The organism is Streptomyces sp. NPDC050528, assembly GCF_044457795.1.
Classification (GTDB): Bacteria; Actinomycetota; Actinomycetes; order Streptomycetales; family Streptomycetaceae; genus Streptomyces.
In genome coordinates this window covers 266,504-285,955 of record NZ_JBITHH010000001.1, presented here as the reverse complement: position 1 = coordinate 285,955, position 19,452 = coordinate 266,504, and the positions used below count along the sequence as shown (strand labels likewise).

Sequence of the window (19,452 nt, the reverse complement as noted above, 5' to 3'; positions counted from 1 at the left end):
CCCGCGCGTCTGTGCGCGGGGTGCGAACGGTCCAGGTCAAACGGGCCGTATACAGCTCCAGGGGGCTCTTCGGGCGATCACGGAGTGGTCACGGTGGCCACGACGGGGAGGCGATTCATCCGCCCGTAACGTGGGCGACTTCTTCGTCACGCGTTCGAAACGTCGGGCGGTATCCATCGAAACCAGCCTGGGACAACCTCTTGGCGAAAACCGGCCCAAACCCTGACCCTGCCCGCACGGGCCGTTCCGAATGACGAGGAGACGCCGATGCCAGATGGCATCCTGACGCTAGCAGCAGCCGCTCCCAAGATCGACACCGGCAATACCGCCTTCATGCTGCTCAGCGCCGCGCTGGTGCTGCTGATGACTCCGGGCCTCGCCTTCTTCTACGGTGGCATGGTCCGCGTCAAGAGCGTGCTGAACATGCTGATGATGAGCTTCATCAGCATCGCTGTCATCACCATCCTCTGGACGCTCTACGGCTTCAGCATCGCCTTCGACACCGGCAACGGCTTCCTGGGCGGGTTCGACTGGGTCGGCATGCGGCACATCGGCCTGACCGAGCCGTTCGCCACCTACAACATCCCGATCTACGCGTTCGCCGTCTTCCAGCTGATGTTCGCCATCATCACCCCGGCGCTGATCAGCGGTGCCCTGGCCGACCGCGTCAAGATCGTCTCGTGGACGCTCTACATCGCGCTGTGGGCCACCCTCGTCTACTTCCCGGTCGCCCACTGGGTCTGGGAGCCGACCACGGGCTGGCTGTTCAAGTACGGCGTGATCGACTTCGCCGGTGGTACGGCGGTGCACATCAACGCCGGTGCCGCTGCGCTCGGCGCCATACTCGTCATCCGTAAGCGGGTCGGCTTCAAGAAGGACCCGTTCCGGCCGCACAGCCTGCCGCTGGTCATGCTCGGCGCCGGTCTCCTCTGGTTCGGCTGGTTCGGCTTCAACGCGGGCTCCTGGCTCGGTGCCGACGGCGTCTCCGCCGTCGCGTTCACCAACACCCAGGTCGCCACCGCCGCCGCCATGCTCGGCTGGCTCGCCTACGAGCGCATCAAGCACGGCGCCTTCACCACCCTCGGTGCCGCCTCCGGCGCCGTCGCCGGTCTGGTCGCCATCACCCCGGCCTGTGGCTCGGTCAGCCCGCTCGGCGCCATCGCGGTCGGCGTCATCGCCGGTGTCCTGTGTGCCGCCGCCGTCGGCCTGAAGTACAAGTTCAACTTCGACGACTCCCTCGACGTCGTCGGTGTCCACCTCGTCGGCGGTATCGTCGGCTCGCTCCTCATCGGCCTCTTCGCCACCGGCGGCGTCGGCCAGACCGCCAAGGGCCTCTTCTACGGCGGCGGCCTCGCCCAGCTCGGCAAGCAGTTCGTCGGTGTCGGCGCGGTGCTCGGCTACTCGCTGGTCGTCTCCGCGATCCTCGCCTTCGTCATCGACAAGACGATCGGCTTCACCGTGGACGAGGACGTCGAGGTCGCCGGCATCGACCAGGCCGAACACGCCGAGACCGCGTACGACTTCACCGGCGCCGGCGGCGGCCTGAGCGGCGGCACACTCACCTCTGCCACGTCGACCAAGAAGGTGGACGCATGAAGCTCATCACCGCCGTCGTGAAGCCCCACCGGCTCGACGAGATCAAGGAAGCGCTGCAGGCCTTCGGGGTCCACGGTCTGACGGTCACCGAAGCGAGCGGCTACGGTCGTCAGCGGGGGCACACCGAGGTCTACCGGGGCGCCGAGTACACGGTCGACCTGGTCCCCAAGATCCGCATCGAGGTGCTGGCCGAGGACGACGACGCCGAGCAGCTGATCGACGTCATCGTCAAGGCCGCCCGCACCGGCAAGATCGGTGACGGCAAGGTCTGGTCCCTCCCGGTCGAAACGGCCGTCCGGGTCAGGACCGGCGAGCGCGGACCGGACGCGCTCTAAAAAAGCAACAGAACAGGAGTCGCTGGGTGACGAGTACGGACGTGCGCAAGGATGCAGAGGACTCCGGACCCAGCGGCTACGCGGCGGCCCGGCTGCGCCTCCTCACTGAGGGGGTGCGGTCCGGGCCGCCGCGCCGTGCCGCCCTCGCCGAACTGACCGACGAATGGCTGACCGGCCTCTTCGCCGCCGGATCCGAGGCGCTCAAGGGCGTCTCCCTGGTCGCGGTCGGCGGCTACGGCCGCGGCGAACTCTCCCCGCGCAGCGACCTCGACCTGCTCCTCCTCCATGACGGCGGCGACTCCGGCGCGGTCGCCGCCCTGGCCGACCGCATCTGGTACCCGGTCTGGGACCTCGGCCTCGCCCTCGACCACTCCGTCCGCACCCCCGCCGAGGCCCGCAAGACCGCCGGCGAGGACCTCAAGGTCCAGCTCGGCCTCCTCGACGCCCGCCACATCGCCGGCGACCTCGGCCTCACCGCCTCCCTGCGCACGGCCGTCCTCGCCGACTGGCGCAACCAGGCGCCCAAACGCCTCCCCGAACTCCAGGAACTCTGCGCCGAACGCGCCGAGCGCCAGGGCGAGTTGCAGTACCTCCTCGAACCCGACCTCAAGGAGGCCCGCGGCGGCCTGCGCGACGCCACCGCGCTGCGCGCCGTAGCCGCCTCCTGGCTCGCCGACGCCCCGCGCGAAGGCCTCGCCGACGCCCGCCGCCGCCTCCTCGACGTGCGCGACGCCCTGCACCTCACCACCGGCCGCGCCACCGACCGGCTCGCACTCCAGGAGCAGGACCAGGTCGCCGCCGAGCTGGGCCTCCTCGACGCGGACACCCTGCTGCGCCAGGTCTACGAAGCGGCACGTGTCGTGTCGTACGCCAGTGATGTCACCTGGCGTGAAGTGGGGCGCGTGCTGCGGTCGCGCGCCGTGCGGCCGAGGCTGCGCGCCATGCTCGGCGGGGGCGCCAAGCCGACCGCCGAGCGCTCCCCGCTCGCCGAAGGCGTGGTCGAGCAGGACGGCGAGGTGGTGCTCGCCCGCGCCGCGCGCCCCGAGCGTGACCCCGTCCTCCCGCTGCGCGCCGCCGCTGCCGCCGCGCAGGCCGGGCTTCCGCTCTCGCTGCATGCCGTACGGCGCATGGCGACGGCCGTGCGCCCGTTGCCCACGCCGTGGCCCGCCGAGGCGCGTGAGCAGCTGGTGACGCTGCTCGGTTCCGGGCAGCCGACGGTGGATGTGTGGGAGGCGCTGGAGGCCGAGGGCCTGATCACCCGTCTCCTTCCCGACTGGGAGCGGGTGCGCTGCCGGCCGCAGCGCAACGCCGTGCACATCTGGACCGTCGACCGGCACCTCATCGAAACCGCCGTCCGCGCCTCGGAGTTCGCCCGCCGCGTCAGCCGCCCCGACCTCCTCCTGGTCGCCGCGCTGCTGCACGACATCGGCAAGGGCTGGCCCGGCGACCACTCGGTGGCCGGCGAGATCATCGCCAAGGACGTCGCCGCCCGCATCGGCTTCGACCGCGCGGAGGTCGCCGTACTCGCGACTCTCGTACGGCATCACCTGCTGCTCATCGAGACGGCGACCCGGCGCGACCTGGAGGACCCGGCGACGGTCCGTTCGGTCGCCGAGGCGGTCGGTACGACGAGCACGCTGGAGTTGCTGCACGCACTGACCGAGGCGGACGCGCTGGCCACCGGCCCGGCCGCCTGGTCGTCCTGGCGGGCGGGCCTCGTCACCGACCTGGTGAAGCGGGTCGCTGCGGTCCTCTCCGGGGACGCCCCCGAGGAGCCCGAGGCGGGCGCGGCCACCGCCGAACAGGAACGCCTCGCGATCGAGGCGGTCGCGACCGGCGGCCCGGTGCTGGCCCTCCGCGCCCAGACCGAACCCCCGTCCGAGGACGAGCCCGCGGGCGACCCCGAACCGCTCGGCGTGGAACTCCTGATCGCCGTCCCCGACCAGCCGGGCGTACTCCCCGCGGTGGCCGGCGTCCTGGCGATGCACCGTCTGACGGTCCGCACGGCGGAACTCCGCGCGCTGGACCTGCCGGACGGCGTGGAGGGTTCTGTCCTGCTGCTCAACTGGCGGGTCGCCGCGGAATACGGCTCCCTGCCCCAGGCCGCCCGGCTGCGCGCCGATCTCGTACGCGCCCTGGACGGCTCGCTCGACATCGCGGGCCGCCTCGCCGAACGCGACGCCGCGTATCCCCGCCGCCGGGGTGTCGTGGCCCCGCCGGCCCGCGTGACGGTCGCCCCGGCCGCGTCCCGGCACGCGACGGTGATCGAGGTGCGCGCTCATGACGCCCCGGGGTTGCTGCACCGGATCGGGCGGTCCCTCGACGACGTGGGGGTGCGGGTCCGGAGCATGCATGTCTCGACCCTCGGCTCCAACGCGGTCGACGCCTTCTACGTGACGACGGCGGAGGGCGTGCCGTTGGTGGGGGACGAGGCGGCGTCGGTGGCACGGAAGCTGGAGGAGACCTTGCGGGCGTGAGCCCGTGCCGGCTTTCCGACCCCGCAGGCGGGGATGATTCGCTTGCGCGGCCGGATACCCTGGAAGACGCTCACACTGCCCCCGACTCCGAGGACCGACGCCGCCGTGTTCGATACTCTCTCCGACCGCCTCTCAGCGACCTTCAAGAATTTGCGTGGCAAGGGGCGTCTGAGCGAGGCGGACATCGACGCCACCGCGCGTGAGATCCGGATCGCCCTTCTCGAAGCCGACGTGGCCCTGCCGGTCGTCCGCACGTTCATCAAGAACGTCAAGGAGCGTGCGCTCGGCGCCGACCTCAACAGGGCGCTGAACAACCCGGCCCAGCAGGTCGTGAAGATCGTCAACGAGGAACTCGTCACGATCCTCGGCGGCGAGACCCGGCGCCTGCGCTTCGCCAAGAACCCGCCCACCGTCATCATGCTCGCGGGTCTGCAGGGTGCCGGTAAGACGACCCTCGCGGGCAAGCTCGGCAAGTGGCTCAAGGACCAGGGGCACTCGCCGCTGCTCGTCGCCGCCGACCTCCAGCGCCCGAACGCCGTGAACCAGCTGAGCGTCGTCGCCGAGCGCGCCGGTGTCGCGGTCTACGCGCCCGAGCCGGGCAACGGGGTGGGCGACCCGGTCAAGGTCGCCAAGGACTCCATCGAGTTCGCGAAGTCCAAGGTCCACGACATCGTGATCGTGGACACCGCGGGCCGCCTCGGCATCGACCAGGAGTTGATGCAGCAGGCCGCGGACATCCGTGACGCGGTCTCGCCGGACGAGATCCTCTTCGTCGTCGACGCGATGATCGGCCAGGACGCGGTCAACACCGCCGAGGCGTTCCGCGACGGCGTCGGCTTCGACGGCGTGGTGCTCTCCAAGCTCGACGGCGACGCCCGCGGTGGTGCGGCCCTGTCGATCGCGTCCGTCACCGGCAAGCCGATCATGTTCGCGTCGAACGGCGAGAAGCTCGACGACTTCGACGCCTTCCACCCGGACCGGATGGCCTCCCGCATCCTCGACATGGGTGACCTGCTCACCCTGATCGAGCAGGCGGAGAAGACGTTCAGCCAAGAAGAGGCCGAGAAGATGGCCTCCAAGCTGGCGTCCAAGAAGGGCCAGGACTTCACCCTCGACGACTTCCTGTCCCAGATGGAACAGGTCAGGAAGATGGGCAGCATCAGCAAGCTGCTCGGCATGCTTCCCGGCATGGGCCAGATCAAGGACCAGATCAACAACCTCGACGAGCGTGAGGTCGACCGTGTCGGCGCGATCATCAAGTCGATGACCCCGGCCGAGCGCGCCGAGCCGACCATCATCAACGGCTCGCGCCGCGCCCGTATCGCCAAGGGCTCCGGCGTCGAGGTCAGCGCCGTGAAGGGCCTGGTCGAGCGGTTCTTCGAGGCCCGCAAGATGATGTCCCGCATGGCGCAGGGCGGCGGAATGCCCGGCATGCCGGGGATGCCGGGCATGGGCGGCGGCCCCGGCCGCACCAAGAAGCAGCCCAAGCAGGCCAAGGGCAAGCAGCGCTCCGGCAACCCGATGAAGCGCAAGCAGCAGGAACTGGAAGAGGCCAAGCGCCGCGAGGCCGGCGCCGCTCAGGGCGGCGGCAACGCGTTCGGTCTCCCCGAGCAGGGCGGCAAGGACTTCGAGCTGCCGGACGAGTTCAAGAAGTTCATGGGCTGAGCCTCAGAAGCTTCATGGGCTGAGCTTTGGAAGGTTCATGGCTGACGGCCCGTCTTCTACGTCGCCGAGGGCGCCCCTCTCCAAGAAGGGCGCCCTCGGCGCATCCTGGGCGTGCCGACGCCTGGCCCGTGTCGTAACTTGCCGATATGACCAACCCCGCGCCGCCGCGCAAGTCGCCTGACCAGCCTTGGCGTACCGAGGGCACCCCGGACGAGCCCCCGAAGCCGTCTCCTGGCGGGAAGAAGATGCGCGGCGGCTGGTGGAGCCTGATCCTCACCGCGCTGGTCGTGTACCTGATCGCGAATCTCATCCTGTCGTTCTTCAACGAGGGCGACGAACCGACCATCTCCTACACGGAGTTCAGCAAGCAGGTCGACGCGGGCAACGTCACCAAGATCTACGCCAAGGGCAACGCGATCCAGGGCCAGCTCAAGAAGGAGCAGGAGAAACCGGGCGGCGGTGGCAAGTACACCAAGTTCGACACGGAGCGGCCGACCTTCGCGGACGACAAGCTGTGGGAGGACCTGACCAAGCACGACGTCACCGTCACGGCCGAACCCGTCGTCCAGCACCGCAGCTTTCTGGCCAATCTGCTGATCTCGCTGGCCCCGATGCTGCTCCTGGTCGTGCTGTGGCTCTTCATCGCGCGCCGGATGAGCTCGGGGCTCGGCGGCGCGGGCGGCATGCTCGGCCGCAAGGCCCCGCCGAAACCGGTCGAGCTGGAGCCGGGCAAGCAGCGCACGACCTTCGAGGACGTCGCCGGCATCGACGAGGTCGAGGGCGAGCTGAACGACGTCGTCGACTTCCTGAAGAACCCCGACGCGTATCGCAAGATGGGCGCGAAGATGCCCCGGGGCGTGCTCCTCGCGGGTCCGCCCGGTACCGGAAAGACGCTGCTCGCGCGGGCGGTCGCGGGGGAGGCGGGGGTGCCGTTCTTCTCGGCGTCGGCCTCCGAGTTCATCGAGATGATCGTCGGTGTCGGTGCCTCACGCGTGCGTGAACTGTTCGCGGAGGCCCGCAAGGTGGCCCCCTCGATCATCTTCATCGACGAGATCGACACCATCGGCCGGGCACGCGGCGGCGGCTCCGGGATGGGCGGTCACGACGAGCGCGAGCAGACCCTGAACCAGATCCTCACCGAGATGGACGGCTTCTCCGGCTCCGAGGGCGTCATCGTCATCGCGGCGACCAACCGCGCCGACGTCCTGGACCCGGCGCTGACCCGCCCCGGCCGCTTCGACCGGGTGGTCGTGGTCTCGCCGCCGGACCGGGGTGGCCGCGAGGCGATCCTGGAGATCCACACCCGCGAGATCCCCCTCGCGAAGGACGTGAACCTCGCCCAGGTCGCCCGCACGACCCCGGGCATGACCGGCGCCGAACTCGCCAACCTGGCCAACGAGGCCGCCCTCCTCGCGGTCAAGCGCAAGCAGAGCGAGGTCACCCAGTCCGACCTCTCGGAAGCCCTGGAGAAGGTCCAACTGGGCGCGGAACGCCCCCTGGTGATGCCCGAGGAGGAACGCCGCCGCACCGCCTACCACGAGAGCGGCCACGCCCTCCTCGGCATGCTCCAGCCCGGCGCCGACCCGGTTCGCAAGATCACCATCGTCCCGCGCGGAAGGGCCCTCGGCGTCACGCTCTCGACGCCGGACGCCGACAAGTACGCGTACACCGAGGAGTACCTGCGCGGCCGCATCATCGGCGCCCTCGGCGGCATGGCCGCGGAACAGGTCGTCTACGGCGTGATCACCACCGGCGCCGAGAACGACCTCGAACAGGTCACCAACATCGCGCGCGGGATGGTGGCCCGCTGGGGTATGAGCGAGCGCGTCGGCCGCCTCTCCGCCCTCCCCAGCGACGCCCAGCAGGCCTACGGCCTCTCGGCGGCACCGGGGACCCTGGACGTGATCGACCACGAGATGCGCCGCATCGTCGACGAGTGCTACGACGAGGCCATCCGCAAACTCGGCGACCACCGCGGCCAGTTGGACTCCCTCGCGGCGGCCCTCCTGGAGAACGAGACCCTGGAGGAGACGGACGCGTACCGCATCGCGGGCGTGACGCGCCTCTTCAAGGAAGAGCCGTAGTCATCCTCAGGTCGCACAGGCGATGACTCATCCTCAGGTCGTACGCGCGATCAGATACCGGAAGACGTTCGGCATCCACACCGTCCCGTCCTGCCGACGATACGGATGCAACGCCTCCGCCAACTCCTTGTCCACCTGAGCCTGATCCGTCGCGACGATCGCCGCGTCGAAGAGCCCGGTCGACAGCAGCCCTCGTACGGCGCTCTCGACATCGGCGTACCCGAAGGGGCACGCCACCCGGCCCGAGCCGTCCGGCCTGAGGCCGACGCGGTGGGCGACCACCTCCAGGTCGTCGCGCAGGACCGGACGCGGGCTGCCCGTGCCGCGCAGCGGGTCCGCCAGCCGGGTCGCCACCCGCAGCACGGACGAGGTCGCGCAGCGCTCCGGCGGACCCCAGCCGACCAGCACCACGGGCGTCCCGCGCGCGGCGAGCGGTGTCGCGGCGGCGAGCGCGTCGCCGAGTCCCTCCGAGTCGCCCGCGAGACACCCGATGGGCTCGAAGGCGGTCACCAGGGTGTACGCGGGCGTCTCCGCGTCGGCCGCGTCCCTGGGGGAGCCGTAGACGAGTCGGGTGTGCGCACGCGCGCGTGGGGTCCAGGCGGTCGGCAGCAGTCGCTCGCGGGCGAGGGCCAGGCGTTCGGGGGAGAAGCGCTCGACACCGGTGACCGTCGCACCTCTGGAGGCCGCCATCAGCAGGGCGAGCCCGGAGCCGCAGCCGAGGCCGAGCAGCCGGGTGCCGGGTCCCACTTCCAGTCGCTCGTAGACCGCTTCGTAGAGCGGTACCAGCATCCGCTCCTGGATCTCGGACCAGTCACGCGCGCGTGCACCCAGGTCCACACGGGGCACGGGCCCGGTATGTGGCAGGTACTGCCGCACGAGCGTAGGTGTCATGGAAAGCGCCCCAATCCGCCGAGAGTTGTGGCCGTGCCCGTTTCCGAGGCCCCCGTGATGTGCGCCCGCACTTCCCCCGTATGCCAGCAAACTCCGCACGCGCTACGGCGTCCAGGGGTTGTGGGCCCCGGCTTGTGGCTTGCCTGTGGGAGTGGCGAGAATTCACATGACGGCAACGTGGGCCCGTACGATCTCGCCATGGCCAAGGCACCCGTACTCACGCCCCGGGCGGAAGATTTCCCCCGCTGGTACCAGGATCTGATCAGCAAGGCCGAGCTGGCCGACAACGGCCCGGTGCGCGGCTCCATGGTCATCCGACCGTACGGGTACGGGATTTGGGAGCGGATGCAGGCGGAGATGGACGCCCGCATCAAGGAGACGGGCACCGAGAACGCGTACTTCCCGCTGCTGATCCCGCAGTCCTACCTTGCCCGCGAGGCGGACCATGTCGAGGGCTTCGCGCCCGAGTTGGCCGTGGTCACGCACGGCGGCGGCAAGGAGCTGGAGGAGCCCGCGGTCGTCCGGCCCACCTCCGAGATGATCATCAACGAGTACTTCGCGAAGTGGGTGCAGAGCTACCGCGACCTGCCCCTGCTGATCAACCAGTGGGCGAACGTGGTCCGTTGGGAGCTGCGGCCCCGGCTCTTCCTCCGTACGAGTGAGTTCCTGTGGCAGGAGGGCCACACCGCGCACGCGACCTACGAGGAGGCGCGCGACTTCGCCGCGCACATCCACCGTCAGGTGTACGAGGACTTCATGGTCAACGTCCTCGCGATGGATGTCGTACCGGGCCGCAAGACGGTCAAGGAGCGGTTCGCGGGCGCGATCAACACCCTCACCCTGGAAGGGATGATGGGCGACGGCAAGGCGCTGCAGATGGCGACCAGTCACGAGCTGGGCCAGAACTTCGCGAAGGCCTTCAACACGCAGTACCTGTCCAGGGAAGGCAAGCAGGAGCTCGTCTGGCAGACCTCCTGGGGCTCCACCACGCGCATGATCGGTGCCCTGGTGATGATGCACGGCGACGACGACGGCCTGCGGGTGCCGCCGCGGCTGGCGCAGATCCAGGTCGTCGTCCTCGCGATCAAGGGCGACGAGGCGGTTCTGGCCAAGGTCCGCGAGATCGGGGCCCGGCTGAAGGCGGCGGGCGTCCGCGTCCGCGTCGACGACCGCACGGACGTCCCCTTCGGGCGCCGGGCCGTCGACTGGGAGCTGAAGGGCGTGCCGGTACGGATCGAGGTCGGACCCCGTGACCTGGAGAACGGCACCGCGATGCTGGCCCGCCGCATCCCCGGAGGCAAGGTGCCGGTGGCGATCGACTCCCTCGTAGAGCTGCTTCCCGTAGTCCTGGAGGAGGATCAGGCGCTGCTGCTGAGGCAGTCGCGTGAGCGGCGCGAGTCCCGGACCTCCGAGGTGTCGACGATCGCGGAGGCCGTCGAGGCCGCGACCGTCGGCGGCTGGGCGCGCATCCCGTGGGCGACACTCGGCGAAGAGGGCGAGGCCGCGCTGGCCGAGCACGCGGTGACCGTACGGTGTCTGGTCGCCGAGGACGGGTCGGTGCCGGACGACGACAAGGCGCCCGGTAACGTCGCGGTCGTCGCGCGCGCTTACTGAGGCAGTGCCCTTCCGGCGGGAGAGCGACCGAAACGCCTCTTGCGCAACGGCGGAGTGCGGCTACCCCGGCGTGCGGACACCGTCTACGCGCCGGGTCGTACGTGGGCCTACGCACCACCTTGTGATGAGCTGTGAGGCTTCTCCGCAGATCAGCGCACCCGCCCTCCTCCGGACGCATCAGCGGCAACTGACGGGTACGTGCAAATTATTTGGGATGCCCCGGAATCGGAACACAGGGGCACTCCGGCTCGTTGTCATTACGTGAGCACGACACAGACACCACCTGTTCTCGCCGCAGAGCTGGCAGAGGCGTGGGCCGATATTCAGCGGTACCACCCCGAACTGCCCGATCTGGCCGCGCCCGAGTCCCTGATCGGAGAGTCGTCGTCCGCCTGCGGACACGAGCTCTCCTTCGAGCGACTGCTCCATGAGGCAGTCCATGGCATCGCCGCTTCGCGCGGCGTGCGTGACACGTCCCGCGCCGGCCGCTACCACAACCGCAGATTCCTTGCGATCGCCGAGGAGCTGGGCCTGGACCACCCCGACGAACCGCATCCCAGCAGCGGTTTCTCGCTGGTCCAGCTCAACCCCGAGGCCAAGCGGCGCTACCGGCCGACGATCGAGCGCCTCCAGCGCGCGCTCAAGGCCCACACCGTCGCCACCTCGGCGGACACCTCCCGTACCTTCCGCGGCCCGGCCGCCCGGCACGGCTCGTCCGGTGGCGGCGTCCGCGTCAAGGCGGTGTGCGACTGCGGTCGTAACGTCCGGGTCGTCCCGTCGGTGCTGGCCCAGGCGCCGATCGTGTGCGGGGGCTGCGGCAAGCCCTTCCGCATTCCGGAGGTCGTGGGCGCGGCCTGAGGACGCGGCTGCTCGTGGCAGCCGCATCCCGCAGGCCGGGTTGCGCACACCCGCGCCGGTCACCTCCCGGCGCCGGGTGTCGCTTCCGCATGGGCCGGGGCAGGTGGGGGCCTGCTCCCCGGTCGGGCGGACCGCCAGGGTGTGGCACAATGGCTAGCTGTACTCGACAGCCGCACAGGAACCCTCTCGCCTCCGGCTGACGCGTCCATCGGGCACTCGGGTACCGCAACCCCACGCGGCCGTCTCGCCGTGCCCAACCACGTCAAAACCAGGAGAACCCACTCCCGTGGCAGTCAAGATCAAGCTGAAGCGTCTGGGCAAGATCCGTTCGCCTCACTACCGCATCGTCGTCGCCGACTCCCGTACCCGCCGTGATGGCCGGGCCATCGAGGAGATCGGTCTGTACCACCCGGTGCAGAACCCCTCGCGCATCGAGGTCGACACGGACCGCGCGCAGTACTGGCTGAGTGTCGGCGCGCAGCCGACCGAGCCCGTGCTCGCCATCCTGAAGCTCACCGGCGACTGGCAGAAGTTCAAGGGCCTGCCGGCCCCGGCTCCGCTGCTCGTGGCCGAGCCGAAGGCCGCCCGCCCGGTGTTCGACGCCCTCGGTGGCGACGACTCGGGCAAGGGTGAGGCGATCACCCAGAAGAAGAAGGCCGACAAGAAGGACGAGGCTGCGGCCGAGTCCGAGTCGACCGAGGCCTGAGCATGCTCGAGGAGGCTCTCGAGCACCTCGTGAAGGGCATCGTGGACAACCCCGACGATGTGCAGGTCGCCTCGCGCGACCTGCGTCGCGGGCGCGTGCTGGAGGTCAGGGTGCACCCCGACGACCTCGGCAAGGTGATCGGTCGCAACGGCCGCACCGCTCGCGCTCTGCGCACCGTCGTGGGCGCCATCGGCGGCCGAGGCGTCCGCGTCGACCTTGTCGACGTGGACCACGTCCGCTGACGCTTATCGCACACCGGCTCGGGCCGGGGAGGGCCACTGGCCGTCCCCGGCCCGATCTGCATGAAACAGGAGATGTGGACACGTGCAACTGGTAGTCGCACGGATCGGCCGTGCCCATGGCATCAAGGGCGAGGTCACCGTCGAGGTACGCACCGACGAGCCCGAGCTCAGACTCGCGCCCGGCGCCGTCCTGTTCACGGACCCCGCCCCCACGGGACCGCTCACCATCGAGACGGGCCGCGTCCACAGCGGCCGCCTCATCCTCCGCTTCGTGGGCGTCGCCGACCGCACCGGCGCCGAGGCCCTGCGCAACACCCTCCTGATCGCCGAGGTCGATCCCGAGGAGCTGCCCGAGGAGGAGGACGAGTACTACGACCACCAGCTGATGGACCTCGACGTCGTCACCAAGGACGGCGAGGAGGTCGGCCGGATCACCGAGATCTCGCACCTGCCCTCCCAGGACCTCTTCATCGTGGAGCGCCCCGACGGCAGCGAGGTGATGATCCCCTTCGTCGAGTCGATCGTCATCGAGATCGACCTGGAGGAGCAGCGCGCGGTCATCGACCCGCCGCCCGGGCTGATCGACGACCGCGCGGAGATCGTGTCCTCCAAGGAAGACCCTTCAGGGGAAGCTTCTTCAGAGGACGCCGACGCATGAGGCTCGACGTTGTCACGATCTTCCCCGAGTACCTCGAACCGCTGAACGTCTCCCTCGTCGGCAAGGCACGCGCGCGTGGACAGCTGAATGTGCACGTGCATGATCTGCGCTCCTGGACGTACGACCGCCACAACACGGTCGACGACACCCCTTACGGCGGCGGCCCCGGCATGGTCATGAAGACCGAGCCCTGGGGCGACGCCCTGGACTCCGTCCTGGCCGACGGCTACGAGACGGGCTCCGGTGCGCCGGCGCTCATCGTGCCGACGCCCAGCGGCCGCCCCTTCACCCAGGAACTCGCCGTAGAACTCTCCGAGCGGCCCTGGCTGGTCTTCACGCCCGCCCGCTACGAGGGCATCGACCGGCGCGTGATCGACGAGTACGCGACGCGGATGCCGGTCTACGAGGTGTCCATCGGCGACTATGTGCTCGCCGGCGGCGAGGCGGCCGTCCTGGTCGTCACGGAGGCCGTGGCGCGGCTGCTGCCCGGTGTCCTGGGCAACGCCGAGTCCCACCGCGACGACTCCTTCGCGCCCGGCGCCATGGCCAACCTCCTGGAGGGGCCGATCTACACCAAGCCGCCCCAGTGGCGCGGCCAGGGGATCCCGGACGTGCTGCTCAGCGGCCACCACGGCAAGATCGCCCGCTGGCGGCGCGACGAGGCGCTGAAGCGCACGGCTGCCCACCGCCCGGACCTGATCGAGCGCTGCGAGCCCAAGACCTTCGACAAGAAGGACCGCGAGATGCTCTCGATCCTGGGCTGGTCACCGGACCCGGCGGGGGAGCCGTACGGCCGATTTTGGCGCAGGCCGGACGGCGTGGAAGAATAGGTCGCTGTTGTGCGTCGTCCGGCGTGCGCCCCTGCCACAGGGGGACATGACGCCCGCCCCGACACGGACAGCATCCTTCTTCACACCTATCTCCCGTCGGTGACCTGTGGCATCGATGAAGAAAGCAGACGAAATGTCCCACCTGCTCGACATCGTCGACGGCGCCTCGCTGCGCACCGACATCCCGGCCTTCCGCCCGGGTGACACCGTCAACGTCCACGTCCGCGTCATCGAGGGCAACCGCTCCCGTGTGCAGCAGTTCAAGGGCGTAGTCATCCGTCGCCAGGGCGCCGGTGTCCGCGAGACCTTCACGGTCCGCAAGGTCTCGTTCTCCGTCGGCGTCGAGCGCACCTTCCCGGTGCACACCCCGATCGTCGAGAAGATCGAGCTCGTGACCCGTGGTGACGTCCGTCGCGCGAAGCTGTACTACCTCCGTGACCTGCGCGGCAAGGCCGCGAAGATCAAGGAGAAGCGCGACAACTGAGGTCGCGACGGGGTTCTCATCGGGGCCGGATAACATCTGGCTCCGATGGACACCGAAGCACAGCCTACGGAGCGCGACCGCTCCTCCCGCCCTTCCGACTCCGAGGACACCTCGGACACCGGAGGACCGGAGGACCGGTCGCGTTTCGCGTTGGTGTCGCGGGTCGCCGAGTGGCTGCCCGGCGGCCGGATCACCCTGACCGCCCTGGTCTGTCTCGTGTTCCTGCTGCTGCTCAACACCTTCTTGCTCCAGCCTTTCCAAATTCCCAGCGGATCCATGGAATCCGGATTGAGGATCGGCGACCGCGTTCTCGTAAATAAGTTGGCGTACCGTTTCGGTGCTCATCCGCAGCGCGGCGACATCGTGGTGTTCGACGGAACCGGCTATTTCGGGGACGCCGACTACATCAAGCGCGTTGTGGGTGTGGGGGGAGACCACGTGCTCTGCTGCGACGAGAAGGGGAGGCTCCAGGTGAACGGGCGGTCGGTCGACGAGACGGCGTTCTTGTACCCCGGGGACGCTCCGTCCAGCGTGGCCTTCGACGTGGTCGTGCCCGACGGCACGCTGTTCGTCCTCGGTGACCACCGCGGCGACTCAAGTGACTCCCGGGACCACCTGGGCGACCCGGGCGGAGGCATGATTCCTGTTGGTGACGTCATCGGACGAGCCGATTGGATCGTCTGGCCCGCCGGCCACTGGACCCACCTCGTCCGACCCGACGCCTACGCGCGCGTACCCGCCGCGGACGGCGCCCATGGGTAACCGCGGCAGGCCGCGCGGCGCGACGCCGCCGGGCGGCTCCTTCGGGAACGAGAACCTGCTGCCGACCGGCTTCCGGCGCGCGGGCGCGGGCGCGCTCGCCCCTGCCGGGGGAGCCGGCCGCAGCCGGGCCGAGCGGCGCAAGCTCCAGCGCAAGGTCAAGCGGCGCCGACGGCGCTCCGCGGTCCGGGAGATACCGCTCCTGGTCGGTGTCGCGGTCCTCATAGCGCTCGTCCTGAAGACCTTTCTCCTCCAGGCGTTCGTGATCCCGTCGGGCTCCATGGAGCAGACGATCCGCATCGGCGACCGTGTCCTGGTCGACAAGTTCACCCCGTGGTTCGGCTCCGAGCCCAAGCGCGGCGACGTCGTCGTCTTCCACGACCCGGGCGGCTGGCTCGCGGACGAGCAGACCACCAAGAAGAACGACCCGATCGTGGTCAAGCAGGTCAAGGAAGGCCTGCAGTTCATCGGTCTGCTGCCGTCCGACAACGAGAAGGACCTCATCAAGCGGGTCATCGGCGTCGGCGGCGACCACGTCAAGTGCTGTGACGCGCAAGGGCGGGTGACCGTCAACGGCGTCCCCCTGACCGAGGGCGACTACCTGTATCCCGGGAACGCACCGTCCGAAACGGCGTTCGACATCACCGTCCCCAAGGGACGGCTGTGGGTGATGGGCGACCACCGCGGCAACTCGGCGGACTCCCGCGCACACCAGAACACCAGCTACGGAGGCACGGTCCCGCTCAGTCTGGTGGTGGGACGGGCCAAGGTGATCGCCTGGCCCATGGGCCACTGGACCAGCCTGAACGAACCTAAAACCTTCGCATCGGTTTCCAACTCCGTGTCAGGGACGACCGCCGGTCCCGAACTGTCGCATAGGGTTGCCCCGGTCGATCCGAACGGATCGGTCCAACTCCCGAGCCCTGCGGAACTCCCGCTCGTTATGGGAGTGGTGGGCCTGCGCCGAGGATGGGGCAGGCGGCGGCACAGAGTAAGGAGTTGGCGTGGGGGATGTGGCGGTTGGCGCACGGTCCGGACACGACGGCGAGGAGCACCACGGACGTCCCGTGGAAGCACCCGCCCCGGCCGCGGACAGCGCCGTGACCTCCGGGAGTGACTCCGGAGCGGACGAGGACGGTACGGCGCCGGGCGACGCGACCCGCACCGAGGAGCAGGGGCCGGGCGATCCGACCGCCCGGCCGAGGAAGCCGCGCTCCTTCTGGAAGGAGCTGCCGATCCTGGTCGTCATCGCGCTCGTCCTCGCGTTGCTGATCAAGACGTTCCTGGTGCAGGCGTTCTCCATCCCCTCGGACTCGATGCAGAACACCCTCCAGCAGGGTGACCGCGTCCTGGTCGACAAGCTCACCCCGTGGTTCGGCTCCGAGCCCGAGCGCGGTGAGGTCGTCGTCTTCCACGACCCGGACGACTGGCTGGCGGGTGAGCCGGCGGCCAACCCGAACGCCCTGCAGACGGTGCTCAGCTGGATCGGTCTGATGCCGTCCGCCCAGGAGAAGGACCTGATCAAGCGGGTCATCGGCGTCGGCGGAGACACCGTCTCCTGCAGCGGCACCGGCCCGCTGATGGTCAACGGCAAGGCGCTGAACGAGCCGTACGTCTACCCCGGCAACACCCCGTGCACCAACGACGACCAGGGCGGCCAGTTCACCGTCAAGGTCCCCAAGGGCGACATCTGGGTGATGGGCGACCACCGGCAGAACTCGCGGGACTCGCGCTACAACCAGTCCGACAAGCACCACGGCATGGTCCCGGTGAAGGAGGTCGTCGGCCGCGCGATCGTCAAGGCCTGGCCCATCAACCGCTGGGGCACCCTGCCGATCCCGGACACCTTCGACCAGACGGGCATCAACACCCAGGCCTCGGCCTCCCGGCTCCTGACGGCCGCTCCGGAGGGCCTCGCCCTCGTCGGTGTCCTGCCGTTGGCACTGTGGCGCCGCAGGCGCTCGGCCAAGACCGAGTAAAGGCCTTGTAGAGCTTGTGACCTTGGTCCCGGAGGAAGGGCTGACCACCCTCGGTACCGCCGGGTAGGGTGCGGACCCATGGGTGGCGAGAGCGCAACACGTACGGCCCCGCGTACCGGCGGCGGCACAGGCAAGGGCCCGGTGGGCAGCCGGACCGGACAGCGGTTGTCCGGACTGGCCGTCGCGCTGGGCCTTGTGCTGTTCCTCGGAGGATTCGGCTGGGGAGCGGTCGTCTACCGGCCGTACACGGTGCCGACCGGTTCGATGACGCCGACGATCGACGCGGGCGACCGGGTGCTGGCCCAGCGGGTCGACGGCGGCGAGGTGCGCCGCGGTGACGTCGTGGTCTTCACGGACAAGACCTGGGTGACGAACGCCCCCGTGGTCAAGCGTGTGGTCGCCGTCGGCGGGGACACCGTCTCCTGCTGCACGAACGGCAAGCTGGTCGTCAACGGCAAGCAGATCACCGAGGACTACCTCAAGGGCGGACCGGCCGAGATCAAGACGATCCCCACGGTGAAGGTCCCGAAGGGCCGCCTGTTCCTCCTCGGCGACGAACGCCAGGGCTCCCTGGACTCCAGCGCCCACCTCACGGACGTCGCCGACGGCACCGTCGCGAGCAGCGCCGTGAGCGCCCGCGTGGACGCCGTCGTCTGGCCCATGAAGGGCATGCTGGAGCGCCCCACCGCCTTCGAACCCCTCGGCAGCCTCTCCCACCCCGGCCCGCTGGGCCCGATCCTCGCCGTGATCGTCGCGGGCGCGGTCCTCGTCCTCGGCGGCGGCGCCTACGGCCCGATCGCCAAGCTGGCGGCCGGCCGCCGCGCCCGCACCCGTACGGAGCCCGCCGGTGCCCGCTGAGGCCACCGAGGAGGGCGCGTACGGCGACTCGTACGAGGGCGGCCTGCGCAAGGTCGCCCGGGTCGTCCTGCTCGACCCGCAGGACCGCATCCTGCTCCTCCACGGCCACGAGCCGGACGATCCGTCCGACGACTGGTGGTTCACCCCCGGCGGCGGCCTGGAGGGCGACGAGACCCACGAGGAGGCCGCCCTGCGCGAACTCGCGGAGGAGACCGGCATCACCCAGGTCGAACTCGGCCCGGTCCTGTGGACGCGGACCTGTTCCTTCCCGTTCGCGGGCCGCCGCTGGGACCAGGACGAGTGGTACTACCTGGCCAGGACGTCCGCCACGGCCGAGGGCGTGCCCGGCGCCACGGCCCTCACCGAGCTGGAGCGGCGCAGCGTCTCCGGAGCACGTTGGTGGACGTGCCGGGAACTGGACCGGGCGCATGAGACGGTGTATCCGACCAGACTCGCCGAGCTGCTCCGCAGGCTGCTCGACGAAGGTCCCCCGGCCGGGCCCGTGACCCTTGACACCGAAATCGTCTAGGGGCTGACGGGACTGGCGCACAATGGTGGGATCGCACGGCTGAAGGGGAACATGCCATGAGCGCCGAGGACCTCGAAAAGTACGAGACCGAGATGGAGCTGAAGCTCTACCGGGAGTACCGCGATGTCGTCGGTCTGTTCAAATATGTGATCGAGACCGAACGGCGCTTCTACCTCACCAACGACTACGAGATGCAGGTGCACTCGGTCCAGGGCGAGGTGTTCTTCGAGGTGTCCATGGCGGATGCCTGGGTGTGGGACATGTATCGACCGGCTCGCTTCGTGAAACAGGTCCGCGTGCTCACGTTCAAGGACGTGAACATCGAGGAGCTGAACAAGAGCGACCTGGAGCTGCCGGGCGGCTGACGGCGGCACGGGCGACCGCGGCGCGGGTGACGGTGACTGCCCGCGGGGCGGCCGTCACTCGTGTGGCTGACGGAGTTTTCCACAATCACTGAACGGTCCACCAAGATCCACTTGGTGGACCGTTCCGCGTGACGGTTGGTGCCGGAGGTGGTGCCGACATGAACGCACGCAGTGCACTCGGCAAGTACGGCGAGACGCTCGCCGCACGACGGCTGGCCGCGGCCGGCATGACGGTCCTGGAGCGCAACTGGCGCTGTGGCAGGACCGGAGAGATCGACATCGTGGCGCGCGACGGGGACACCCTCGTCGTCTGCGAGGTCAAGACACGACGGGCCGGTGCCTTCGAGCACCCGATGGCCGCCGTCACACCCGAGAAGGCGGAGCGCCTACGAGGCCTCGCCGCGCGATGGATCCACGCGCACGGCGGAGCCCCACCGGGAGGGGTCCGCATCGACCTGGTGGGCGTCGTCCTGCCCCGGCGCGGCGGGCCCGTGGTCGAGCACGCCCGGGGGGTGGCCTGAG

20 protein-coding genes are annotated in these 19,452 nt (G+C 69.7%); 19 read left to right on the top strand and 1 reads right to left on the bottom strand.

Annotated elements, in window-relative coordinates:
- The first annotated feature begins 267 nt into the window (after nucleotides 1-267).
- The 5 genes from ACIBK4_RS01400 (at nucleotide 268) to ftsH (ending at nucleotide 8,157) form a co-directional block, all read left to right on the top strand.
- On the top strand, nucleotides 268-1,596 hold the full coding sequence (locus ACIBK4_RS01400) for an ammonium transporter (RefSeq protein WP_398991029.1): 1,329 nt from the start codon (nucleotides 268-270) through the stop codon (nucleotides 1,594-1,596).
- The gene (locus tag ACIBK4_RS01395; protein WP_003997576.1) at nucleotides 1,593-1,931 is read left to right on the top strand and encodes a P-II family nitrogen regulator; all 339 of its coding nucleotides are present in this window, start codon (nucleotides 1,593-1,595) and stop codon (nucleotides 1,929-1,931) included. Before ACIBK4_RS01400 ends, ACIBK4_RS01395 begins: the two co-directional genes overlap by 4 nt.
- A gap of 26 nt (nucleotides 1,932-1,957) precedes the next feature.
- The gene (locus ACIBK4_RS01390) at nucleotides 1,958-4,408 is read left to right on the top strand and encodes a [protein-PII] uridylyltransferase (RefSeq protein ID WP_398991027.1); all 2,451 of its coding nucleotides are present in this window, start codon (nucleotides 1,958-1,960) and stop codon (nucleotides 4,406-4,408) included.
- A gap of 105 nt (nucleotides 4,409-4,513) precedes the next feature.
- A complete protein-coding gene (gene ffh / locus ACIBK4_RS01385) occupies nucleotides 4,514-6,073 on the top strand; it encodes a signal recognition particle protein (RefSeq protein ID WP_398991025.1) in 1,560 nt (519 codons plus the stop codon).
- Between the two features lie 146 nt (nucleotides 6,074-6,219).
- Nucleotides 6,220-8,157: an ATP-dependent zinc metalloprotease FtsH gene (gene ftsH / locus ACIBK4_RS01380; protein WP_398991023.1), complete on the top strand. Its 1,938-nt coding sequence runs from the start codon at nucleotides 6,220-6,222 to the stop codon at nucleotides 8,155-8,157.
- 33 nt (nucleotides 8,158-8,190) lie between these two features.
- Here ftsH and ACIBK4_RS01375 read toward each other — a convergent pair whose 3' ends face one another.
- Complete coding sequence (locus ACIBK4_RS01375; protein ID WP_398991021.1) at nucleotides 8,191-9,048, bottom strand: SAM-dependent methyltransferase; 858 nt, start codon at nucleotides 9,046-9,048, stop codon at nucleotides 8,191-8,193.
- Between the two features lie 198 nt (nucleotides 9,049-9,246).
- On the opposite strand from ACIBK4_RS01375, the gene proS reads away from it, so the two are divergent.
- From proS to ACIBK4_RS01305, 14 genes are all read left to right on the top strand, one after another.
- A complete protein-coding gene (gene proS, locus ACIBK4_RS01370) occupies nucleotides 9,247-10,662 on the top strand; it encodes a proline--tRNA ligase (RefSeq protein ID WP_398991019.1) in 1,416 nt (471 codons plus the stop codon).
- Between the two features lie 261 nt (nucleotides 10,663-10,923).
- Nucleotides 10,924-11,520, top strand: coding sequence for a hypothetical protein (locus ACIBK4_RS01365; RefSeq protein WP_019058697.1), 597 nt, complete (start codon nucleotides 10,924-10,926; stop codon nucleotides 11,518-11,520).
- Between the two features lie 286 nt (nucleotides 11,521-11,806).
- Nucleotides 11,807-12,226 carry a 30S ribosomal protein S16 gene (gene rpsP, locus ACIBK4_RS01360; RefSeq protein WP_019058698.1) on the top strand — a complete coding sequence of 140 codons (420 nt, stop codon included), beginning with the start codon at nucleotides 11,807-11,809 and terminating at the stop codon, nucleotides 12,224-12,226.
- A gap of 2 nt (nucleotides 12,227-12,228) precedes the next feature.
- The gene (locus tag ACIBK4_RS01355) at nucleotides 12,229-12,468 is read left to right on the top strand and encodes an RNA-binding protein (RefSeq protein ID WP_005479813.1); all 240 of its coding nucleotides are present in this window, start codon (nucleotides 12,229-12,231) and stop codon (nucleotides 12,466-12,468) included.
- An 82-nt stretch (nucleotides 12,469-12,550) separates the two neighbouring features.
- Complete coding sequence (gene rimM / locus ACIBK4_RS01350; RefSeq protein WP_398991016.1) at nucleotides 12,551-13,126, top strand: ribosome maturation factor RimM; 576 nt, start codon at nucleotides 12,551-12,553, stop codon at nucleotides 13,124-13,126.
- A complete protein-coding gene (gene trmD, locus ACIBK4_RS01345) occupies nucleotides 13,123-13,956 on the top strand; it encodes a tRNA (guanosine(37)-N1)-methyltransferase TrmD (RefSeq protein WP_019058700.1) in 834 nt (277 codons plus the stop codon). Before rimM ends, trmD begins: the two co-directional genes overlap by 4 nt.
- Nucleotides 13,957-14,089: 133 nt before the next feature.
- Nucleotides 14,090-14,440, top strand: coding sequence for a 50S ribosomal protein L19 (rplS, locus tag ACIBK4_RS01340; protein WP_019058701.1), 351 nt, complete (start codon nucleotides 14,090-14,092; stop codon nucleotides 14,438-14,440).
- Between the two features lie 45 nt (nucleotides 14,441-14,485).
- Nucleotides 14,486-15,202, top strand: coding sequence for a signal peptidase I (lepB, locus tag ACIBK4_RS01335; protein WP_398991013.1), 717 nt, complete (start codon nucleotides 14,486-14,488; stop codon nucleotides 15,200-15,202).
- On the top strand, nucleotides 15,195-16,316 hold the full coding sequence (lepB, locus tag ACIBK4_RS01330; protein ID WP_398991011.1) for a signal peptidase I: 1,122 nt from the start codon (nucleotides 15,195-15,197) through the stop codon (nucleotides 16,314-16,316). The genes lepB (ACIBK4_RS01335) and lepB (ACIBK4_RS01330) overlap by 8 nt, the downstream gene beginning before the upstream one ends.
- Nucleotides 16,204-17,178: a signal peptidase I gene (lepB, locus tag ACIBK4_RS01325; RefSeq protein ID WP_398991009.1), complete on the top strand. Its 975-nt coding sequence runs from the start codon at nucleotides 16,204-16,206 to the stop codon at nucleotides 17,176-17,178. The genes lepB (ACIBK4_RS01330) and lepB (ACIBK4_RS01325) overlap by 113 nt, the downstream gene beginning before the upstream one ends.
- Nucleotides 17,179-17,256: 78 nt before the next feature.
- Entirely contained in the window at nucleotides 17,257-18,036 is a 780-nt protein-coding gene (gene lepB / locus ACIBK4_RS01320; RefSeq protein WP_366434055.1) for a signal peptidase I, read from the top strand.
- Entirely contained in the window at nucleotides 18,026-18,565 is a 540-nt protein-coding gene (locus ACIBK4_RS01315; RefSeq protein ID WP_398991007.1) for an NUDIX hydrolase, read from the top strand. Before lepB (ACIBK4_RS01320) ends, ACIBK4_RS01315 begins: the two co-directional genes overlap by 11 nt.
- A gap of 56 nt (nucleotides 18,566-18,621) precedes the next feature.
- Entirely contained in the window at nucleotides 18,622-18,930 is a 309-nt protein-coding gene (locus ACIBK4_RS01310) for a DUF2469 domain-containing protein (protein ID WP_003965949.1), read from the top strand.
- A gap of 158 nt (nucleotides 18,931-19,088) precedes the next feature.
- Nucleotides 19,089-19,451, top strand: a complete 363-nt coding sequence (locus tag ACIBK4_RS01305; RefSeq protein WP_366434053.1) for a YraN family protein — start codon at nucleotides 19,089-19,091, stop codon at nucleotides 19,449-19,451.
- The last annotated feature ends 1 nt before the right edge of the window (nucleotide 19,452 follow it).

Coding starts and splice junctions, on each gene's coding strand:
- ACIBK4_RS01310 (WP_003965949.1), top strand. CDS start 18,622: ATGAGCGCCGAGGACCTCGAAAAGTACGAGACCGAGATGGAGCTGAAG.
- trmD (WP_019058700.1), top strand. CDS start 13,123: ATGAGGCTCGACGTTGTCACGATCTTCCCCGAGTACCTCGAACCGCTG.
- ftsH (WP_398991023.1), top strand. CDS start 6,220: ATGACCAACCCCGCGCCGCCGCGCAAGTCGCCTGACCAGCCTTGGCGT.
- ACIBK4_RS01305 (WP_366434053.1), top strand. CDS start 19,089: ATGAACGCACGCAGTGCACTCGGCAAGTACGGCGAGACGCTCGCCGCA.
- ACIBK4_RS01375 (WP_398991021.1), bottom strand. CDS start 9,048: ATGACACCTACGCTCGTGCGGCAGTACCTGCCACATACCGGGCCCGTG.
- ACIBK4_RS01400 (WP_398991029.1), top strand. CDS start 268: ATGCCAGATGGCATCCTGACGCTAGCAGCAGCCGCTCCCAAGATCGAC.
- ACIBK4_RS01395 (WP_003997576.1), top strand. CDS start 1,593: ATGAAGCTCATCACCGCCGTCGTGAAGCCCCACCGGCTCGACGAGATC.
- proS (WP_398991019.1), top strand. CDS start 9,247: ATGGCCAAGGCACCCGTACTCACGCCCCGGGCGGAAGATTTCCCCCGC.
- rplS (WP_019058701.1), top strand. CDS start 14,090: ATGTCCCACCTGCTCGACATCGTCGACGGCGCCTCGCTGCGCACCGAC.
- lepB (WP_398991013.1), top strand. CDS start 14,486: ATGGACACCGAAGCACAGCCTACGGAGCGCGACCGCTCCTCCCGCCCT.
- ACIBK4_RS01355 (WP_005479813.1), top strand. CDS start 12,229: ATGCTCGAGGAGGCTCTCGAGCACCTCGTGAAGGGCATCGTGGACAAC.
- lepB (WP_366434055.1), top strand. CDS start 17,257: ATGGGTGGCGAGAGCGCAACACGTACGGCCCCGCGTACCGGCGGCGGC.
- lepB (WP_398991011.1), top strand. CDS start 15,195: ATGGGTAACCGCGGCAGGCCGCGCGGCGCGACGCCGCCGGGCGGCTCC.